The organism is Dyella kyungheensis, assembly GCF_049913195.1.
In the GTDB taxonomy this organism is placed as follows: domain Bacteria; phylum Pseudomonadota; class Gammaproteobacteria; order Xanthomonadales; family Rhodanobacteraceae; genus Dyella; species Dyella kyungheensis.
The window spans coordinates 4,212,355-4,230,181 of sequence record NZ_CP183983.1; the positions used below are offsets into that span (position 1 = coordinate 4,212,355).

Below are 17,827 nucleotides of genomic sequence, written 5' to 3' on the forward strand. Positions count from 1 at the left end.
GCTAAGCCAAATGAACGCAGTTACCAAGGATTCCGCCTCGCAGGACTTCAAGGTCCGCGATATGTCGCTCGCCGAACTCGGCCGCCGCCGCATCCGCATGGCCGAAGAAGAAATGCCGGGCCTGATGCAGATCCGCGCCCGCTACGCCAAGGACAAGCCGCTCAAGGGCGTGCGCCTGTCCGGCTCCCTGCACTGCACGAAGGAAACCGCCGTGCTCGCCGAAACCCTGCGTGAGCTGGGTGCCTCGGTGCGTTGGGCCTCGTGCAACATCTTCTCGACCCAGGACGACGTCGCCGCCGCGCTCGCCGCCGGTGGACTGCCGGTATTCGCCTGGAAGGGCGAGACGCTGGAAGAGTATTGGGAATGCACGCTCGACATGCTGACCCACCCGGGTGAGCTCGGCCCGCAGCTGATCGTCGACGACGGCGGCGACGCCACCTTGTTCATCCACAAGGGCGTGGAACTGGAAGACGGCAGCGACTGGGTCAACACGCCCAGCGGCAACCACGAAGAGCAGGTCATCAAGGATCTGGTCAAGCGCACCGCCGCCGCGCGTCCGGGCTGGTTCAAGAAGATCGCCGCCGAATGGAAGGGCGTGTCCGAAGAAACCACCACCGGCGTGCACCGCCTCTACCAGCTCGCCGAAGCCGGCAAGCTGCTGGTGCCGGCGATCAACGTCAACGACTCGGTGACCAAGAGCAAGTTCGACAACCTCTACGGCTGCCGCGAATCGCTGGCCGACGGCATCAAGCGCGCGACCGACCTGATGGTCGCCGGCAAGGTCGCCGTGGTCTGCGGTTACGGCGACGTGGGCAAGGGTTGCGCGCATTCGCTCAAGGGCTTCGGTGCCCGCGTGATCGTGACCGAGATCGACCCGATCAACGCCCTGCAGGCCGCGATGGAAGGCTTCCAGGTCACCACCATTGAAGACACCCTGGGCCTGGGCGACATCTACGTCACCACCACCGGCAATAAGGACATCATCACGCTGGAGCACATGGCGGCGATGAAGAATAACGCGCTGGTGTGCAACATCGGCCACTTCGACAACGAGATCCAGATGGATCGTTTGAACGGCGCCAAGGGCGTGTCGCGCGAAACGATCAAGCCGCAAGTGGATCGCTACACCTTCGAGCAGACCGGCCGCAGCATCTACATGCTGGCCGAAGGCCGCCTGGTGAACCTGGGCTGCGCCCATGGCCACCCGAGCTTCGTGATGTCCAACAGCTTCTCCAACCAGACGCTGGCCCAGCTCGACCTGTGGGCGAACAAGGACGTCTACGAGAACACGGTGTACCGCCTGCCCAAGAAACTGGACGAGGAAGTGGCTCGCCTGCACCTGGAGCAGATCGGCGTGAAGCTGACCAAGCTCACGCAGGAACAGGCCGACTACATCGGCGTGCCGGTGGAAGGTCCGTACAAGCCGGATCACTACCGTTATTGATCGTTTGCCTTCGGGCCGATTGAAAAGGGCCGCCGAAAGGCGGCCTTTTTTTGTGTGGACTGAGGCAAACGGCGTCGCGCACAGGGTGCGCTCCCACAGGAATACCGCCAACTTGTGGGAGCGCACTTGTGCGCGACTCAACGAAGCGATCCACACCCCAGCCACCCCATGACGCCATGCAGCGCCGGCACCTGCATCAGCCACGGCCCCGCCATCGTCATCACCCCAGCCAGCAGCACAAACGCCGCCACGCCTCGCCGCGCCCCCTCGCGCTGCATCCAGCGTCCCATCCTCACGCCGGACCACGTAAGCGGCACCATCATCAGCCACGTACCCAGACCAAACGCCGCCATGATGGCCGCGCCGCCCACGGCACTCGCCTGCAGCCACGCGGCAGCCAGCAGCGTCCCGCTGAGGCCGCAGGGCATCCATCCCCACAGCATGCCGGCAACGAGTCGCCGAAGCGGCGTGTTCGCCGGAAGCAGACGTCGCTGCAACGGCTGGAGCCAACGCCAAAGGCGTGTGGCCGGACGCCCGAGGAAACGCAGGCGACCACGCTTGTCGAGCAAGCGCCACGCCACCAGCACCAGCACCAGGCCCATCGCCATCCGCGCACCGACGATCAGCGCGTGCCATTCGAACAGGCGCAGCACGCCGTCGCCCACACCGCCGACCAAGGCGCCCGCCAGCGCGTAGCCAAGCACACGGCCCGCATTCAACTGCACGGACGCCGTCAGCCCATGGCGAGGCGACCACATCGAGAAACCTGTAGCGATGCCGCCACACATGGCAGCGCAGTGCACGCCGCCAAGCACGCCGGTCAACAGCGCAGCCGACAACGCCAGCGAGTCAATCGCCATCGGGAACGACATCCTTGCCCGGTACATCCCGTCCTGCTGGAGGCGAGTCCGGCCGGCTATCGTCACGCAGGATATCCAGCGCCGGCGTATCCATGTCGTCGAACTGTCCCTTGCGGACGGCCCATACGAACGCACCGATCGCGAAGGCGAGCAGCATCAGACTCAGCGGCACCAGCATCAGCAGGATGATCATCGCGTCGCCTCCGTATTGCGCGACCGCGTCAGGCGGAGCGCATTGATCGTCACGACCAGAGAGGACAGCGCCATGCCCAGGGCCGCGATGGCCGGCGTCACGTGCCCGGTCATCGCCAGGGGCAGCGCGAGCACGTTATAGCCCACCGCCCAGGCAAAGTTCTGGCGGATGATCCGCTGCGTCTGGCGCGAAAGCCGAATGGCGTCGGGGAGCCGCAGCAGCGATGGCGAGGTCAACACCATGTCCGCGGCGCGCTGCGCCAATGAAGCGCCCTCGCCCATGGCGATCGATACATCGGCGCCCGCCAGCACCGGCGCATCGTTGAGCCCATCGCCCACCATCGCCACCACGCGCCCCTTGGCTTGCAGCGCGCGCACCAGCGCCAGCTTGTCCTCGGACGACTGGCGGGCATGCGCCCTGCCGATCTTCAACTCGGTCATCAAACGCCGCACCGGATTGGCTGCATCGCCGCTGGCGAGGTGTAGCTCGATGCCCAGCGCCCGCAGCGCGGCGATGGCCTGGGCAGCATCCGCGCGCAGACTTTCCTGCAGGGAGAAGCGCGCGACCACCCGCTGTCCATCGCCCAGCCAGAGCTGGCCATCGTCTTCGCGACGCCCCGCAAACGATGCGCGCCCCAGCCTCCATGCCTTGCCGTCGATCAGTCCAAGCACGCCGTGTCCGGTCACTGTGCGCAGGTCGTGTGCCTGCAGCGACGTGCTCGTATCGGCGAACGCCCGGGCGATCGGATGGTTGCTGTCGCGCTCCAGCGCGGCTGCCATCTGCAAGGCCATGGCAGGCGATATCTCGGCCGTTGTATGCACGTCGCCCAGCGCGAGCTGCACGCTGGTCAGCGTGCCGGTCTTGTCGAACACCATGTCGTTGACCCGCGCAAGCTGCTCCAGGCCGCCGGCGCGGATCGAGAGCACGCCCATGCGCGCCAATGCTCCATGGCTTGCCGCCAACGCGGCAGGCACCGCCAGTGAAAGCGCGCAGGGACAACTGACGACCAGCAGCGACAGCGTCACTTCGAACGCGCGGGCCGGATCGTTCCAACGCCACACCCCATAGACGATCACCGCCAGCACCAACAGCACCGAGACGAACACGCTGCCGATGCGATCGGCGATGCGCGCCAAACGCGGGCGTTGCGCTTGCGCCTGCTCGACCAGCCGCGCCAGCTGCGACAAACGCGTGGCAGCTCCGGTCTGCGTCACTTCGAGTCGCGCGGGAATCTCGCGGCACACCGTACCGGCGTAGATGGTGGCGCCCTTCGCACGAGTCATCGGCCGCGACTCGCCGGTCAGCAATGCCTCTTCAAACGACGCTTCCGCCGTGAGCAGGCAACCGTCGGCAGGCACCACCTCGCCTACCGCGATGCAGACGATATCGCCGACCTGGAGCGATGCCACCGGCACCGACTCGCGACTGCCGTCATCGCGTTCGCGGACGGCCAGGGTGGGACGCGCTCGCGCGAGCGCATCCACCTGCGCACTGGCAACGCGACGCGCGCGCTGCTCCAGCAGTCGCGCCGTGAGCAACAGGAACACGAACATGGTCGCGGCGTCGTACCAGATCTGTGCGCCACCACGGACGGTTTCCACCACGCTGGCAAGGTAGGCCAGCAGCGTCGAGCTGGCGATCAACGTATCCATGCCCGGACGTCGCTGCCGCAGCTCGCGCCAGCAGCCCTGCAGGAACGGCCAGCCCGAATAGAACACCACGGGCGTGGCAACCAGGAAGGCGGTCCAGCGAAAGAAGTCGCGCGTCGCTCCGGCCATGTGATGACCGAAATCCAGATAGAGCGCCTCGGAAAACATCATGGTCTGCATCGCGCCCAGGCCTGCGATGCCCAAGCGCGTCAGCCAACGGCGATGCTCTGCCACGCGTTCGCGCTCACGTGCGGCGCCGGTGGCGAGGTACGGGCGATAACCGAGCATCGCCAGGCGTTGAAGCAGTTGCGACAGTCGAACCTGCGCCGGATTCCAGCCGATGCGGATGCGGCCGGTGACCGCGTTGGCGCTGGTGTCGAAAACACCCGCCTCGCGCCGCAGTGCCTGATCGATCAGCCACGCACACGCGGCGCAACGCATGCCGTCGGTCAGCAGGGTCATTTCGAGGCCACCGGCCACCGGCAGTGCGTGTTCGCCCAACAGGTCATCGCGATCCCAGCTGGCGAGATCGGGCACGTCCTCGACGCGCGTCCCCGCGGCACTGCGCAGGCGGTAGTAGTCGCCCAGCTCGGAATGGCGGATCCATTCGGCCGCGGCAACACAGCCGTGACAGCAGAAGCCTCGTGAGGTGCCTTCGACGTCGAACTGCAACGGCTCCTGCGGCAGCGCCTCGCCGCAGTGATAGCAGAGCTGTGGCCGACCGGTCGGGTCGACATCGACGGCACGGTCCACGATCAGGGCGTCAGGCGAATGGCTCGCGCTTGCACCGTCCAGCGTCCACGCAGCGACCATGCCGCGTTGTCGGGGCTCAGTTCGACCAGCCAGTCATGCCCACCGTCCAGCGATCCCACACCGCGCCAGCCCAGCTCGCTGGGCGATAGTTCCACGGTGCGATCCACCGCTTGCGCGTCACCAGTCCTGAGCGTGAGCCGCAGCTTGCCGCCGCGCGGGAAATCGCCATCCATCGGCACGGCTTCGATCATGTCGCCCTTCAATCGAAGCACCAGCCCCTTGGTGGAGACCTCGGTGGCAGGCGCATCCTGCGCGGATACCAGCATCTTGCCCACATGGGTGGCCTGGGTGACGGTCTCCATGTCTTCGCGCCCGGGGTGGACGGCTGCAAACAACAAGGCGAAGCCGATGGCCACCGATGCCAGTGGCAGGCCCACCAGCATCCACACCATCGGTTCGCGCCAGGTACTGCGTGTCTGGTTCATGGCAAAGGTCCAAAGAAGCTGCTTTTGACGTCGACGGAGGCGTCGGCGTCGAGATCGCGCACGTGGAATGTCACTTCATGACGGCCGGCGGTTTCCGACGAGGCGGTCACCGTGAGCGGTATCGAGAGCACTTCGCCGCTCTGCGCAAGTACCGCTTTCGATCCTCCGCCCAGTCGAATGTCGGCGACATCAGTGGAGCGCACGTCGATGGCGAAGCGATGCGCCTGTTGCGCCTTGTTGACCAACTTCAAGGTGTAAGCGTTCTGGATGTCGCCATTGGCGGCCTCGCTGTACATCGCGTTGCGATCGCGCAGCACTTCGGCCATCAACGGGCTGCGGTGGGTCACGCCGTACAGCCAGCCTCCCATCAGGGCGAACAGCAACACCCCATAGATCAAGATGCGGATGCGCAAGACCCTGGCCGGCTTTCCATCGATCTGGTTCTGCGTGGTGTAACGAATCAGGCCTTTGGGATAACCGACCTTGCCCATCACCTCGTCGCAGGCGTCGATGCAGGCACCGCAGGCGATGCATTCGTATTGCAGGCCGTTGCGGATATCGATGCCGACCGGGCACACCTGCACGCAGATGGTGCAGTCGATGCAGTCGCCCAGCTCGTCGAGCGTGAACCTGGGCAGCGGCTTGGCTTCTTCGCCCAGGGCCGCCAGCGTGATGGTGCCGCCGGCCTGCGCGCGATTGTCGGCCGCGGAAGGATGCTGGCTTGCACGGAACACGTAGTCGTACGCCGTGACCGTGTCGAGCAGACCCCGCGCACGTTCAAGCACGCTCTGCAGTCCGCGCTTGCGTGGTCCGCGCGGCTCGCCACGCATCGGGTCATAGGCGATCAGCAAAGTGTTGCGGTCGAACATCGCGCTCTGGAAGCGCGCGTAAGGGCACATGTACTTGCAGACCTGCTGCCGCAAGAAGCCCGCATTGCCCCAGGTAGCGAACGCATAAAACAGAATCCAGAACGCTTCCCAGCCACCCCATGCGAAGGGCGTGCGGCGCGCCAGTTCGCCGATCGGGCTAAAGTAGCCCACGAAAGTGAAACCGGTCCACAGCGAGAACACGATCCACAGGGTGTGGCGCGCGCTCTTGCGCAGGATCTTTTCGCGCGTCCAGCCACCGGCATCCAGTTTGATGCGCTTGTTGCGATCGCCTTCGCACCAGCGCTCGATCCACAGCGACACTTCGGTCCATACCGTCTGCGGGCACGCGTAGCCGCAGAACAGGCGGCCGGCCAGCGCGGTGAAGAAGAACAATGCCAGCGCCGCGATGATCAACAGCAACGCCAGGAACAGGAAGTCCTGCGGCAGGAACATCCATCCAAAGACATGGAACTTGCGCGCCGGCAGATCCAGCAACACCGCCTGCCGTCCTTGCCAGGTCAGCCAGGGAAAGCTGTAGTACATGCCCAGCAACCAGATGACCGCAGCCACCCGAAGGCGGTTGAAGCGACCGGATACGTCGCGCGGATAGACCTTGCGTTCGCTGACGTAGTACGAATCGCTCCCGTCGTCGACGACGTTGAGCGGAATGCGGCGACTCATGGTTGCTTACCGGGACCTTTGAGAGACCGCACCTCGCGACTGGGGCGAAGGAGGATCCAGGTGAACAGGCTCGACGAGGCCGTTGCCAGCCAGATGAGGAAGAAGCCGAGGGTGTAGCCAAATTCGCGCCCGACCTTCAACGAGGGAAAGGTGATGTCCCTCAGGGCGATCGGATCGATGAAGGCAAAGAACACCATCGTCACCACGCCGGCCACGAAGAAGCTCGGCCACAGCAACGCACCGAGGCGTTGCGAGGCAGGCTCGTGACGGGCGGGCACGATGGTGTTCCGCTGGCTCATTCGGCGACTACTGCACCCGCCGGCGGCGGATCCCTGTGGGGCGACAGTGTCCACACGTAGGCACCGACCAGGCGCGTGCGCGTATCGCCAAGCACCGGCTTCCATGCAGGCATCACGCCCTGCCGACCTTCGTTCAAGGTCCTGTGCAGCGAGGCCTTGCTGCTGCCGTAAAGCCAATAGCTATCCGAAAGATCCGGCGCACCCACGACCTGGTTACCCTTGCCCTGCGGGCCATGGCAAGCCACGCAGATGGTCTGGAACAATTTCTCGCCCCGCTCGGTCGCCTCATCCTTGGCCTGCGCCGGCTTGGACAACGACAACACATAGGCAATCGTGTCATCGACTGCGCTCGGGCCACCTTGCGCGGTGAGCGTGGTCGCCCAGGCCGGCATGACCGCCTGACGCCCTTCCTGGATGGTCTCCAGAATGCGATGCGGCGTGCCGCCCCAATGCCAGATGTCGTCGGTCAGATCGGGGAAGCCGTTGGCGCCATGCCCGGTCGAGCCATGACATGCCGCGCAGCGATTGATGAAGATCGTGCGCCCCATCTCCACCGCCTGCGGGTTCTTGGCCAGCACGTCGATGGGCTGGCCGGCATAGAGCTTGAGCGTGTCGTCGAGGCGGGCGTCTTCGGCCGCCGATTCCAGCGCCCATTCCTTGTGCGAGCTCCAATGGCCGATGCCCTGCACATTGCCCACGCCGTACCAGATCAGGTAGCCGACGGCGAACACGATGGTGATGTAGAACAGGTTGATCCACCACCGCGGCAACGCCTTGTTGTACTCGGTGAGGTTGCCGTCCCACACGTGTCCGGTTTCATCGGGCTTGGGATCGGTGGGGCTGCGACGCGTGTTGGCGCGCAGCAGCCACACGCAACCGATCAGGTTGGCCACCACGATGGCGATGACGTACCAGGTCCATCCGGAAGTCATGCGATTTCCTCCTTGTCATCGTCCAGCGGCATTTGCGCGGCGGCATCCATGGCGGGCTTGGTACCCGGCCGCCAGATCCAGATGCAGGAGCCGACGAAGAGCACCAGCAGGAATGCGGTAATCAGTCCAGGGACCATCTCACTCCGCTCCTTCGGCAGCCTGCATGTCGGCCTGCGACACATGCGTGCCAAGCGCCTGCAGGTAGGCGATCACGGCATCGAGTTCGGTCTTGCCTTCGACGGCCTTGGCCGCGCCCGCGATGTCTTCTTCGCTGTACGGATCGCCGATGCGCTTGAGCGCACGCATGTGCGTGGCCACTTCCTCGCCGTCGAGCTTGTTGTCCGCCAGCCACGGATAGCCGGGCATGTTGGATTCGGGCACGACGTCGCGCGGATTGTGCAGATGCGCGCGATGCCAGTCGTCGGAATAGCCGCGCAGGCCCACGCGGGCGAGGTCGGGACCGGTGCGCTTGCTGCCCCACTGGAACGGGTGGTCGTAGACCGATTCGCCCGCCAATGAGTAATGGCCGTAACGCTCCGTTTCAAAGCGCAGCGTGCGCACCATCTGCGAATGGCAGTTGTAGCAGCCTTCGCGGACGTAGACGTCGCGGCCCGCCAGCTCCAGTGCGGGGTACGGCTTGATGCCCGGCAGCGGCTTGATCGTTTCGGCCTGGAACATCAAAGGCACGATCTCGGCGAGTCCACCAAAGGACACCGCGACCGCCACCAGGATGCCCATCAGGCCGATGTTCTTTTCGAGTTTTGCGTGTGCATTGCTCATGTCTGTTCCCTCAGGCACGGGCGTCGGCGGCATCGGGCATGAGCAGCGGTTGCGGCTCGGTGCTCGCGGCAGCCAGGCGGAAAGTCTTGAACATGTTCCATGCCATCACCAGCATGCCGGCCAGCACGATCACGCCACCGCCCATGCGCACCACGTAATACGGCTTGGTGGCATTGAGCGCTTCGACGAAGGCATACGTGAGGGTGCCGGTGTCCGGATCGGTGGCACGCCACATCAGGCCCTGCGTCACGCCGGCGATCCACATCGCGACGATGTACACCACCACGCCGACGGTGTGCAGCCAGAAGTGCACGTCGATCAGCTTGATCGAGTACATCTTGGGCAGGCGCAGCAGGCGCGGCAGCATCGCGTAGATGGAACCGATGGAGATCATCGCGACCCAGCCCAGCGCGCCGGCATGCACGTGACCAATGGTCCAGTCGGTGTAATGGCTGAGCGAGTTGACCGTCTTGATCGACATCATCGGCCCCTCGAACGTGCTCATCATGTAGAACGAGAGCGAGACGACGAGGAACTTCAGGATCGGATCGGTGCGCAGCTTGTACCAGACGCCCGACAGCGTGAGGATGCCGTTGATCGCACCGCCCCACGAGGGCGCCAGCAGCACCAGCGAGAACACCATGCCCAGGTTCTGTGCCCAGTCGGGCAGCGCTGTGTACTGCAGATGATGCGGGCCCGCCCACATGTAGATGGCGATCAGCGCCCAGAAGTGCACGATCGACAGGCGATAGGAATAGATCGGGCGATCGGCCTGCTTGGGCACGAAGTAATACATCATGCCGAGGAAGGCGGTGGTCAGGAAGAAACCCACGGCGTTATGGCCGTACCACCACTGCACCATCGCATCCACCGCACCCGAGTACACCGAGTACGACTTCATCGGGCCGGCCGGAATGGCCAGATGGTTGACCACATGCAACAACGCAATGGTGATGATGTACGCGCCGTAGAACCAGTTGGCGACGTAGATGTGCTTCACCTTGCGCTTGACGATGGTGCCGAAGAACAACACCGCATACGCCACCCAAACGATGGTGATCAGGATGGCGATCGGCCATTCGAGCTCGGCGTACTCCTTGCCCTGGGTATAGCCCAGTGGCAACGAGATGGCGGCGGCCACGATCACCAGCTGCCAGCCCCAGAACACGAAGGCGGCGAGCTTGTCGGAGATCAGCCGCACATGGCAGGTGCGTTGCACGGTGTACAGGCTGGTGGCGAACAGCGCGCAACCGCCGAACGCAAAAATCACCGCATTGGTATGCAGCGGGCGCAGTCGGCCGTAGCTGAGCCACGGGATATCGAAATTGAGGGCAGGCCAATACAGCTGGGCGGCGATGAAAACGCCCACCAGCATGCCGACCACACCCCAGACCACGGTCATGACGGAAAACTGCCGTATGACCTTGTCGTTGTAAGTCCCCTCGACGCCCACCATGAAGCCCACTCCTAGGCATAACTGAACGGAAGGAAGTCTGGGGGCCGGGCTGACGTCGCCAATTGATCTGGATCAAGTGGCGCCAGGGAAACCGCTGCTGCGGTTTGTCGCAGGCGGGCGTAGGAGCGGGCCGCGGATCGGCTCGGCAACCACATATCTCTATATCGCGAAAAAGAGATATATACTCCCCGGCACCCGCCACCACGACGCCACGGAGCGCCTCGATGTCGAGCATCAGCTTTGAGTTCTTCCCGCCCAAGACCGACGAACAGCGCAGCCAGCTCGACCAGGCCGCGACGCTGCTGAAATCGCATTCCCCCGACTATGTGTCGGTGACCTTCGGCGCGGGTGGCTCGACGCTGAGCTATACGGGCGAAACGGTGCATCACCTGCATACCCAGCACGGCCTGAGCGTGGCGCCCCACCTTTCCTGCGTCGGCGGCACCCGCGCGGAGCTGGCGGCGCTGTTGGACGACTATCGCGCCGCGGGTTACCGCCGCATCGTCGCACTGCGCGGCGACCTGCCCTCGGGCATGGCCACGCCGGGCGACTTTCGCTATGCCTCGGAACTGGTGCGTTTCATTCGCGAGCATTCCGGCGATCACTTTCACATCGAAGTGGCGGCGTATCCCGAAACGCATCCGCAGGCGGACGACGCGCTCGCCGACCTGCGCCACTTCAAGGCCAAGGTCGACGCCGGTGCCAACGGCGCCATCACCCAGTACTTCTTCAACGCGGACGCCTATTTCCGCTTCGTCGACGACGTGCGCCGCCTGGGCGTCGAAGTGCCGATCGTGCCGGGCATCATGCCGATCTCTAACTTCTCGCAGCTCAAGCGGTTCTCCGATGGCTGCGGGGCCGAGATTCCGCGCTGGATCGCCAAGCGCATGCTGGCTCATGGCGACGATGCCGCATCCATTCGCGAACTGGGCGCCGACGTGGTGGCACAGCTCTGCCGCCGGCTGCTCGACGGCGGCGCGCCGGGCCTGCATTTCTATACCTTGAACCGTGCGCGCGCCACACGCGCGATCCTCGACCGGCTGCACGGATAAGCAACGCCATCGAGCGTAAGCTCGATGGATGATGCGAGCCTGGCTGATCCTGCTGATCTTCCTGCTGCCACTCCGTGCGATGGCGCAGGAAGGCGGCATTCATCGCTGCATCGGCTCCGATGGCAATCCGTTGTTCACCGACCAGCCCTGCGCCGCGCTGCAGGCGACGCCGGTGAACACGCCGCCTGCCACACCGAAGCCGCAGGCGTCCCTGGACGTCGCCACGGCGACGCCACCACCGGTGAGCTGCGCCACCTCGGTGGCCGACCTGCGCCAGGGCATGACGGATGCCTTCGCCGCGCGCGATCCCAACCGGCTGGCCGGGCTGATGATCTGGAACGGCTATGGGCGCGATGCGGTGGTGGCCAACATCCGCTCGCTCGGGTCGTTGATGCAGCGTCCCCTGCTGGATATCGGCACGGCAGGTGCGAGCGACGATCCGCCAGCGCCATCGACTGACAACGGCGAGGCCACCGGTCCCACCGCGACCTCACGGCCCGCCACGGACAGCGATGAACTGATCGTCCATACCGCCGCGGGCGACGGTAGCGGCATACCCCGTGAAACGCGCTTCGCCGTGGTGCGTCGCTCGGGCTGCATGTGGTTGCGCCCTTCGGGCTGAGCTTGGTGCTGCGCAAAATCGCCGGCGGCGCGCTCGCGGTATCATGGCGCGATTTTTCCCCGGAGCCCTCCCCATGGCGCAGCAGTACCCCGAATGGATCTGGCAGAACGGTGCCATCAAGCCCTGGCAGGACGCCACCACGCACGTGATGGCGCATGCGCTGCACTACGGCTCGTCGGTGTTCGAAGGCATCCGCAGCTATGCGACGCCGGACGGCGCCGCGATCTTCCGCCTGACCGACCACCTCAAACGCCTGTACCAGTCGGCCAAGATCTACGACATGGTGCTGCCCTACTCGCAGGACGAACTCGCCGCCGCCTGCCGCGACGTGGTGCGAAAGAACGGCCTGTCCGCCGCCTATCTGCGCCCGGTGGCTTACCGCGGCCTGGGCGGCTTCGGCCTTTCGGCGGAAACGCCGATCGACGTCGCGGTGGCCGCCTGGGCGATGGGTCCCTACCTCGGCCCGGAAGCGTTGGAGAACGGCATCGAGGCCTGCGTGTCGAGCTGGCAGCGCTTCGCTCCGAATACCATCCCGGCCGGCGCCAAGGCGGGCGGCAATTATCTTTCCGGCCAGCTGATCGCGCGTGAAGCGCGCCGCCTGGGCTTCGGCGAAGGCATTGCCATGGCCTCCAGCGGCCTGCTGAGCGAAGGTGCGGGCGAGAACCTGTTCCTGGTCTTCGACGGCGTGTTGCACACCACGCCGGCCAGCGCGTCGATCCTCACCGGCATCACCCGCGACACGCTCAAGACGCTGGCGCACGAAGACGGCATCGAAGTGGTGGAGCGCGATATTCCGCGTGAATACCTGTATCTGTGCGATGAGCTGCTGATGTGCGGCACGGCGGCGGAAATCACCCCGATCCGCTCGGTGGACGGCAAGCAGATCGGCAGCGGCAAGGCCGGCCGCGTGACGCGTCGCCTGCAGGAACTGTTCTTCGGCCTGTTCAACGGCAAGACCAACGACCAGTGGGGTTGGCTGGAGCCGCTTTGATTCGCTGAGGACTTCAGCAGTTATGAAAGCGGTGCCGTGATGGCGCCGCTTTTTTTCAGAGTGCAGCGTTGGACCGTGCCTTCAGTCGAACGCGACCACCCCTAGCCGTCATTCCGGCGCAGGCCGGAATCCAGTAGCGTCTGTGCCCGGTTGTCGCATCGTGGCAGCCTGCTGTGTGAGCTCGCGCGAAACTCGATTGCATCGCTACTGGATTCCGGCCTGCGCCGGAATGACGAGCAAAAAAGGCCGGCGCTTCGCACGCCATCCCATCAACCGAACACGATGCTCGCGATGGCGCCGTTGGTATCCGTGCGCGGACGCATCGACACGTCCCAGCCGTAGAGATCGCACAGGCGACGCACGATTGCCAGACCAAGGCCCGCACCGCTGCCGCCTGCACCTTCGCCACGCACGCCGCGCTGGAACAGGCGCTCGGCATCTTCGGGCTTGATGCCCGGGCCGGTATCGATGATTTCGATGCGGTTGGCGCTCACTTCGACCGTCACGCGGCCTTCGAGCGTGTACTTGATCGCATTGCCGATCAAATTGGTCAGCGCCACCGCCAGCACCGAGGCCGGCGCATTCACGCTCACCGGCTGGCGCACGCTCAACTCCACTTCGAGCGGCTTGTCGCGCATCTGCGGACGCTGGCTTTCGATCACATCGGAAGCCACCTTGCCCACGTCGGTGGTTTCGCCGCGCGTGGGACCGCGACGTTCGGCGCGCGACAGCAGTAGCAACGCCTCGATCAGCTCCGTCGCCTGACGCGAGGAACGCTCGATGCGCTTGAGGCGCTCGCGCAACTTGTCGGTGAGATCGGGCGAGCCCTGCAGCAATTCCGTCGTGCTGGAAATCACCGCCAGCGGCGTACGCAGCTCGTGGCTCACGTCGGAGTTGAACTCGCGGTCGCGCTCCACCATCGCGGTGAGTCGCTGGGAATATTCATCCAGCACCAGCGCCAGCTCGCCCACTTCGTCATCGGCGAAGTGTGGCGCAAGGAGCTCGGCCTTGCCGTTCTTGCGAAAATCACGCAGCCGTTGTGCCAAATCGCTTACCGGTTTCAGAACTTTGCGCGATAACCAGAAGCCAAGTACAAGTGACAGCAGCCCAAACAAAAACACCGCGGCGACCACACTGACAATCAGCTGCCGCTTGCCCAACTCTTCTCGCGAAACGTCGTAGCGGACGAAACTGATGATGCCGTTCTCTCGGTACACCGCCAGCTTGTAGTGATGCGGGGTTCCATCCTCCGCCAGCTCGTTGATGTCGTGTATACCGGTATCCAGGTTCTGCCACGGCAGCGGCGCCTTGTAGATCGTGCGCTCACTCTTCGTCATGCCCGTGATTAGGCGCGAGCCCGGACCGGGCGCATCGGGATGCGCCTGCGCAAATTGGTTCGCATATTTCGCATCATCCATCAGGCTGGAGTTGACCAACTGGTCCTCCACCCTGCTACGGATGTTCAGCGCCGCAAACGCGAACAACGCGCTGAGGCCGAAACCGAACAGCGCGAACGAAACGACAAGGCGAAACCTGAGCTTACGCCTGGACTGCATCCGGTTCGACCATGCGGTATCCAATGCCGTGACGTGTGTGGATCAGCGGCTTGTCGAAGGGCTTGTCGATGGCCGCACGCAAGCCGTGGATGTGCACGCGCAACGAGTCGCTATCGGGCAATTCCTCGCCCCACACGCGCTGTTCCAGATCCTGGCGGGTGACCACCGAGGGGCTGGCCTCCATCAGGGCCTGCAGCAACTTCAGGCCGATGGGGTTGAGCTGGATCGACTTGCCCTCGCGGGTGACCGTGAGCGTGTCGAGGTTGTAGGTGAGGTCGCCCACTTTGAGCACGCGGCTCTGCGGACCCTTGCCGCGGCGGGCCAGCACTTCCAGGCGCGCGGCCAGTTCCTGCAGGGCGAACGGCTTGGTCATGTAATCGTCGGCGCCGGACTCGAAGCCGGTGAGCTTCTGCTCCAGCGCGTCGCGCGCGGTGAGCATGAGGATCGGCGTCTGCTTGTGCGCTTCGTGGCGCAGCTTGCGGGCCACATCCAGGCCATCCATGCCAGGCAGGGTCAGGTCGAGCACGATCACGTCGAAGTCATGCACGACGGCCAAGTGCAGGCCCGTCACGCCATCGCCTGCGAAATCGACCACATGACCCCGGTCTTCCAGATAATCGCCGATGTTCGTCGCGATATCGCTGTTGTCTTCGATCACCAAAACGCGCATGCATCCTCCATACGCAGCCGGCATGAGGGCCGACCGGGGCAACAAGCTTAACAAGCTTGTGCCGGGGAAAGGGGGCCTTGGCGGCCGCGAAGCTGAACAAGGGTCGAAATCGGGCAAGAAAAAAGCCCAGGCCGCTCGACTCGTGGTCGCTCGCCTGGGCTCAAGCTACTGCCCCGATACCGAAATCTGCTGTCACCAGACCTTGCGGAAAGTGCCAGACACATTGCAGTGGGGCCTTTATAGGTGCCCCGCAGTTACATCGGGGTTAACCGGTACTCACGCCACCGTTAACCGCCACCGCTCAGTGACCGCCGACGGCGCTCTGGCGGCTCTGGTTCTGGATGTCCTGCAAGGTGCGCTGGGACTGGTCGTTCTCCAGGTTGATCTGGCGCTGCGTCTTGCACACCGTCTTGGGAATGTTCGAACCCATCGGCTTGATCTGTTCGCACACCTGACGGTCGCCGTCGTGACGGGTCAGGATGGCGTTCACTTCGGACTGGTTGTTGAACAACTCGACTTTCGAAGGCTGATCCATCGCATCGACCTTGCCGAACTTGTCGAACAGCGACTCCATGCTGCTGAGGTCGCGGGTGACCGTTTGCTGGTCGTTCTTGGGGATCGAATCGAACCGACCGCCGGGGGCCATCTGCTGACGAACGTGATCGGCCACTGCGGCGAATTCGTCCTTGGTGTCGGCCTTGACGTCAGGCTTGGTTTCCTTTGCGTGAACCGACGCCACCTGCAACACGAGCATCATCGCCGCCGCGACCGGCAGCCAGTACTTCCGCTTCATTGTTTTCCTCCACCCTGCGGCATCCCCCCTCGGGACGCGACCTGCAGGAATCCCCATGCTAGGCCGGGCTCCGGCACCGGGTCAAAGGCCGAAAGGCGGGTTTTGGCAAAAAATTACGCCGCGCGCTGCGGTTTGCGCTTCACCAGGGCCTGGCCGATGCCTGCTTCGCCTTCCAGCAACTTGATGATCGCCCCGGCCACGTCCACGCCCGAGGCGGCCTCGATGCCCTCGAGGCCGGGCGAGGCATTCACCTCGAGAATCAAGGGACCACGCTTGGAGCGCAGCATGTCCACGCCGGCCACGCCCAAACCCAGGGCGGCGGCGGCGCGCACGGCGATGCGCCGCTCTTCGGCGCTGAGCGTGGCGGCCTTGGCGGTGGCCCCGCGATGGATGTTGGCGCGGAACTCGCCCGGGCTCGCTTCGCGCTCCATCGCGGCGACCACTTTCTTGCCCACCACGAAGCAGCGCAGGTCGGTGCCCTTGGCCTCGGCGATGAACTCCTGCACCAGGAAGTTGGCGTAGAGGCCGCGGAACGCCTCGATCACGCTCTGCGAGGCGCTGCGCTTCTCGGCCAGCACCACGCCGGTGCCCTGGCTGCCTTCATTGAGCTTGATCACGTGCGGCGGCTCGCCGAGCATGGCCAGCACGTCGGCGGTGTCATCGGGGTTGTCGCCGAACACCGTGGCCGGCATGTCCAGGCCCTGGGCCGCCAGGATCTGCAGCGAGCGCAGCTTGTCGCGCGCACGCAGCACTGCATCGGACGAGTTGGGCGTGTAGACCCCCATCATTTCCAGCTGGCGCAGCACCGCGGTGCCGTAGAAGGTGCTGGTGACGCCGATGCGCGGTATCACCGCATCGATGCCCTTGATCGCCTTGCCTTTGTAGCGGATGGACATGTTGCCCGGCGCAATGCGCACGTAGCAGCGCAACGGATCGAGCACGCGCACCACATGGCCGCGCTCGCGCGCGACGTCGACCAGACGTTGCGTCGAATACAGACGGGTGTTGCGCGAGAGAATGGCAATCTTCATGAAACACCCGTGATGCCCGCCCGGAGGGGTCGAGGCTGTGTATAGGAAAGCGCAGGGTCCACCGCGAATCGCCCGTGCAACGCACTACGACCGAGCAGCATGGGAAACAGCATATGGCGCCTGTCGGTCAAATTGATGTCGACGGCAAAGCGCTCGCCGGCCAGTACCACGTCCGTGCGGATGAACCAGCGCAAGGTGCGCCGGCCGCCCGTGTCGGTGACCGCCCGGCGATCCAGCGCCAACGTCTCGCAGGTCACCGCGATGCGATGCCGGCCGCCCACCGACACCGAAAAACGCAGCCACGTATCGCCCGCGCGCTCGAAACTCTCCAGCGTGTCCACGTGCAGTGAACTGCTACGTGCGCCGGTATCGAGTTTGGCCTTGAGCAGAGGAATGCCGAGCATCGGCAATGCCAAGCGCTCCCGCCAGCCGAGGGTGTTCACATCCGCCATGATCAGCGTACGCCGCGTGTAGGGAGCTCGTGGGGGTCGGGAGCAAATGGAGCGGGTGAAGGGAATCGAACCCTCGTCAGTAGCTTGGGAAGCTACAGCTCTACCATTGAGCTACACCCGCAACGCCCGATGATGGTAACCCGCCTCCGCGGGCCTTGGGAACCGCCGACGGCGAACGTCCGACGGATCGGTGCACCGGCGGCCGATGGCATCGCGACATGACGCAGCGGTCGCCGGCATTCATTTCGCGTTGCGCTCC

At 64.7% G+C, this 17,827-nt stretch carries 19 protein-coding genes and 1 tRNA gene; 4 read left to right on the forward strand and 16 right to left on the reverse strand.

The features are described 5' to 3' along the window. Positions 1-10 precede the first annotated feature (10 nt). Complete coding sequence (ahcY, locus tag ACN9MB_RS18940) at positions 11-1,444, forward strand: adenosylhomocysteinase (RefSeq protein ID WP_204637206.1); 1,434 nt, start codon at positions 11-13, stop codon at positions 1,442-1,444. Positions 1,445-1,581: 137 nt separating this feature from the next. On the opposite strand, the gene ACN9MB_RS18945 is transcribed toward ahcY, so the two are convergent. The 10 genes from ACN9MB_RS18945 to ccoN are packed head-to-tail and all read right to left on the reverse strand — an operon-like array spanning position 1,582 to position 10,401. Next, positions 1,582-2,304 carry a sulfite exporter TauE/SafE family protein gene (locus tag ACN9MB_RS18945; protein WP_426269900.1) on the reverse strand — a complete coding sequence of 241 codons (723 nt, stop codon included), beginning with the start codon at positions 2,302-2,304 and terminating at the stop codon, positions 1,582-1,584. Next, positions 2,294-2,497, reverse strand: coding sequence for a cbb3-type cytochrome oxidase assembly protein CcoS (gene ccoS / locus ACN9MB_RS18950; RefSeq protein WP_426269901.1), 204 nt, complete (start codon positions 2,495-2,497; stop codon positions 2,294-2,296). Before ccoS ends, ACN9MB_RS18945 begins: the two co-directional genes overlap by 11 nt. Then, complete coding sequence (locus ACN9MB_RS18955; RefSeq protein ID WP_426269902.1) at positions 2,494-4,959, reverse strand: heavy metal translocating P-type ATPase; 2,466 nt, start codon at positions 4,957-4,959, stop codon at positions 2,494-2,496. Before ACN9MB_RS18955 ends, ccoS begins: the two co-directional genes overlap by 4 nt. After that, positions 4,902-5,384 (reverse strand): hypothetical protein, encoded by a 483-nt coding sequence (locus ACN9MB_RS18960; protein ID WP_426269903.1) that lies wholly within the window; start codon positions 5,382-5,384, stop codon positions 4,902-4,904. The genes ACN9MB_RS18955 and ACN9MB_RS18960 overlap by 58 nt, the downstream gene beginning before the upstream one ends. Further along, positions 5,381-6,934 (reverse strand): 4Fe-4S dicluster domain-containing protein, encoded by a 1,554-nt coding sequence (locus ACN9MB_RS18965; RefSeq protein WP_426269904.1) that lies wholly within the window; start codon positions 6,932-6,934, stop codon positions 5,381-5,383. Before ACN9MB_RS18965 ends, ACN9MB_RS18960 begins: the two co-directional genes overlap by 4 nt. Continuing rightward, complete coding sequence (locus ACN9MB_RS18970) at positions 6,931-7,233, reverse strand: hypothetical protein (RefSeq protein WP_426269905.1); 303 nt, start codon at positions 7,231-7,233, stop codon at positions 6,931-6,933. Before ACN9MB_RS18970 ends, ACN9MB_RS18965 begins: the two co-directional genes overlap by 4 nt. Next, positions 7,230-8,165: a cytochrome-c oxidase, cbb3-type subunit III gene (ccoP, locus tag ACN9MB_RS18975; RefSeq protein ID WP_204637213.1), complete on the reverse strand. Its 936-nt coding sequence runs from the start codon at positions 8,163-8,165 to the stop codon at positions 7,230-7,232. Before ccoP ends, ACN9MB_RS18970 begins: the two co-directional genes overlap by 4 nt. Beyond that, on the reverse strand, positions 8,162-8,302 hold the full coding sequence (locus tag ACN9MB_RS18980; RefSeq protein ID WP_204637214.1) for a cbb3-type cytochrome c oxidase subunit 3: 141 nt from the start codon (positions 8,300-8,302) through the stop codon (positions 8,162-8,164). The genes ccoP and ACN9MB_RS18980 overlap by 4 nt, the downstream gene beginning before the upstream one ends. A gap of 1 nt (position 8,303) precedes the next feature. Then, positions 8,304-8,945: a cytochrome-c oxidase, cbb3-type subunit II gene (gene ccoO / locus ACN9MB_RS18985; protein ID WP_426269906.1), complete on the reverse strand. Its 642-nt coding sequence runs from the start codon at positions 8,943-8,945 to the stop codon at positions 8,304-8,306. Positions 8,946-8,955: 10 nt separating this feature from the next. Beyond that, positions 8,956-10,401, reverse strand: coding sequence for a cytochrome-c oxidase, cbb3-type subunit I (gene ccoN / locus ACN9MB_RS18990; protein ID WP_426269907.1), 1,446 nt, complete (start codon positions 10,399-10,401; stop codon positions 8,956-8,958). A 224-nt stretch (positions 10,402-10,625) separates the two neighbouring features. On the opposite strand from ccoN, the gene metF reads away from it, so the two are divergent. The 3 genes from metF (at position 10,626) to ACN9MB_RS19005 (ending at position 13,066) form a co-directional block, all read left to right on the forward strand. Then, positions 10,626-11,453: a methylenetetrahydrofolate reductase [NAD(P)H] gene (metF, locus tag ACN9MB_RS18995; protein ID WP_426269908.1), complete on the forward strand. Its 828-nt coding sequence runs from the start codon at positions 10,626-10,628 to the stop codon at positions 11,451-11,453. A gap of 28 nt (positions 11,454-11,481) precedes the next feature. Next, positions 11,482-12,075, forward strand: a complete 594-nt coding sequence (locus ACN9MB_RS19000) for a DUF4124 domain-containing protein (RefSeq protein ID WP_426269909.1) — start codon at positions 11,482-11,484, stop codon at positions 12,073-12,075. A gap of 73 nt (positions 12,076-12,148) precedes the next feature. Next, on the forward strand, positions 12,149-13,066 hold the full coding sequence (locus ACN9MB_RS19005; protein ID WP_426269910.1) for a branched-chain amino acid transaminase: 918 nt from the start codon (positions 12,149-12,151) through the stop codon (positions 13,064-13,066). 269 nt (positions 13,067-13,335) lie between these two features. Here the strand turns inward: ACN9MB_RS19005 and ACN9MB_RS19010 are convergent, their stop codons facing one another. From ACN9MB_RS19010 to ACN9MB_RS19035, 6 genes are all read right to left on the reverse strand, one after another. Beyond that, complete coding sequence (locus ACN9MB_RS19010) at positions 13,336-14,622, reverse strand: sensor histidine kinase (RefSeq protein ID WP_204637220.1); 1,287 nt, start codon at positions 14,620-14,622, stop codon at positions 13,336-13,338. Continuing rightward, on the reverse strand, positions 14,606-15,292 hold the full coding sequence (locus tag ACN9MB_RS19015; protein WP_046972192.1) for a response regulator transcription factor: 687 nt from the start codon (positions 15,290-15,292) through the stop codon (positions 14,606-14,608). The genes ACN9MB_RS19010 and ACN9MB_RS19015 overlap by 17 nt, the downstream gene beginning before the upstream one ends. 301 nt (positions 15,293-15,593) lie before the next feature. Beyond that, positions 15,594-16,085, reverse strand: a complete 492-nt coding sequence (locus tag ACN9MB_RS19020) for a hypothetical protein (protein ID WP_204637221.1) — start codon at positions 16,083-16,085, stop codon at positions 15,594-15,596. A gap of 113 nt (positions 16,086-16,198) precedes the next feature. After that, positions 16,199-17,116, reverse strand: a complete 918-nt coding sequence (gene rimK / locus ACN9MB_RS19025) for a 30S ribosomal protein S6--L-glutamate ligase (RefSeq protein WP_204637222.1) — start codon at positions 17,114-17,116, stop codon at positions 16,199-16,201. Continuing rightward, positions 17,113-17,568: an ATP-dependent zinc protease family protein gene (locus tag ACN9MB_RS19030; protein WP_204637223.1), complete on the reverse strand. Its 456-nt coding sequence runs from the start codon at positions 17,566-17,568 to the stop codon at positions 17,113-17,115. Before ACN9MB_RS19030 ends, rimK begins: the two co-directional genes overlap by 4 nt. Positions 17,569-17,615: 47 nt before the next feature. Next, a tRNA-Gly gene (locus ACN9MB_RS19035) sits at positions 17,616-17,689 on the reverse strand. Between the last annotated feature and the right edge of the window lie 138 nt (positions 17,690-17,827).

What these genes read in the sequence shown, in the direction of transcription:
- ccoS (WP_426269901.1), bottom strand. Translation starts at nt 2,497, where the DNA reads ATGATCATCCTGCTGATGCTGGTGCCGCTGAGTCTGATGCTGCTCGCC.
- ACN9MB_RS18980 (WP_204637214.1), bottom strand. Translation starts at nt 8,302, where the DNA reads ATGGTCCCTGGACTGATTACCGCATTCCTGCTGGTGCTCTTCGTCGGC.
- ACN9MB_RS18960 (WP_426269903.1), bottom strand. Translation starts at nt 5,384, where the DNA reads ATGAACCAGACACGCAGTACCTGGCGCGAACCGATGGTGTGGATGCTG.
- ccoP (WP_204637213.1), bottom strand. Translation starts at nt 8,165, where the DNA reads ATGACTTCCGGATGGACCTGGTACGTCATCGCCATCGTGGTGGCCAAC.
- ACN9MB_RS18970 (WP_426269905.1), bottom strand. Translation starts at nt 7,233, where the DNA reads ATGAGCCAGCGGAACACCATCGTGCCCGCCCGTCACGAGCCTGCCTCG.
- ahcY (WP_204637206.1), top strand. Translation starts at nt 11, where the DNA reads ATGAACGCAGTTACCAAGGATTCCGCCTCGCAGGACTTCAAGGTCCGC.
- ACN9MB_RS19030 (WP_204637223.1), bottom strand. Translation starts at nt 17,568, where the DNA reads ATGGCGGATGTGAACACCCTCGGCTGGCGGGAGCGCTTGGCATTGCCG.
- ACN9MB_RS19010 (WP_204637220.1), bottom strand. Translation starts at nt 14,622, where the DNA reads ATGCAGTCCAGGCGTAAGCTCAGGTTTCGCCTTGTCGTTTCGTTCGCG.
- rimK (WP_204637222.1), bottom strand. Translation starts at nt 17,116, where the DNA reads ATGAAGATTGCCATTCTCTCGCGCAACACCCGTCTGTATTCGACGCAA.
- ACN9MB_RS19000 (WP_426269909.1), top strand. Translation starts at nt 11,482, where the DNA reads ATGATGCGAGCCTGGCTGATCCTGCTGATCTTCCTGCTGCCACTCCGT.
- ACN9MB_RS18945 (WP_426269900.1), bottom strand. Translation starts at nt 2,304, where the DNA reads ATGGCGATTGACTCGCTGGCGTTGTCGGCTGCGCTGTTGACCGGCGTG.
- ccoN (WP_426269907.1), bottom strand. Translation starts at nt 10,401, where the DNA reads ATGGTGGGCGTCGAGGGGACTTACAACGACAAGGTCATACGGCAGTTT.
- metF (WP_426269908.1), top strand. Translation starts at nt 10,626, where the DNA reads ATGTCGAGCATCAGCTTTGAGTTCTTCCCGCCCAAGACCGACGAACAG.
- ACN9MB_RS19015 (WP_046972192.1), bottom strand. Translation starts at nt 15,292, where the DNA reads ATGCGCGTTTTGGTGATCGAAGACAACAGCGATATCGCGACGAACATC.
- ACN9MB_RS18955 (WP_426269902.1), bottom strand. Translation starts at nt 4,959, where the DNA reads ATGGTCGCTGCGTGGACGCTGGACGGTGCAAGCGCGAGCCATTCGCCT.
- ccoO (WP_426269906.1), bottom strand. Translation starts at nt 8,945, where the DNA reads ATGAGCAATGCACACGCAAAACTCGAAAAGAACATCGGCCTGATGGGC.
- ACN9MB_RS18965 (WP_426269904.1), bottom strand. Translation starts at nt 6,934, where the DNA reads ATGAGTCGCCGCATTCCGCTCAACGTCGTCGACGACGGGAGCGATTCG.
- ACN9MB_RS19005 (WP_426269910.1), top strand. Translation starts at nt 12,149, where the DNA reads ATGGCGCAGCAGTACCCCGAATGGATCTGGCAGAACGGTGCCATCAAG.
- ACN9MB_RS19020 (WP_204637221.1), bottom strand. Translation starts at nt 16,085, where the DNA reads ATGAAGCGGAAGTACTGGCTGCCGGTCGCGGCGGCGATGATGCTCGTG.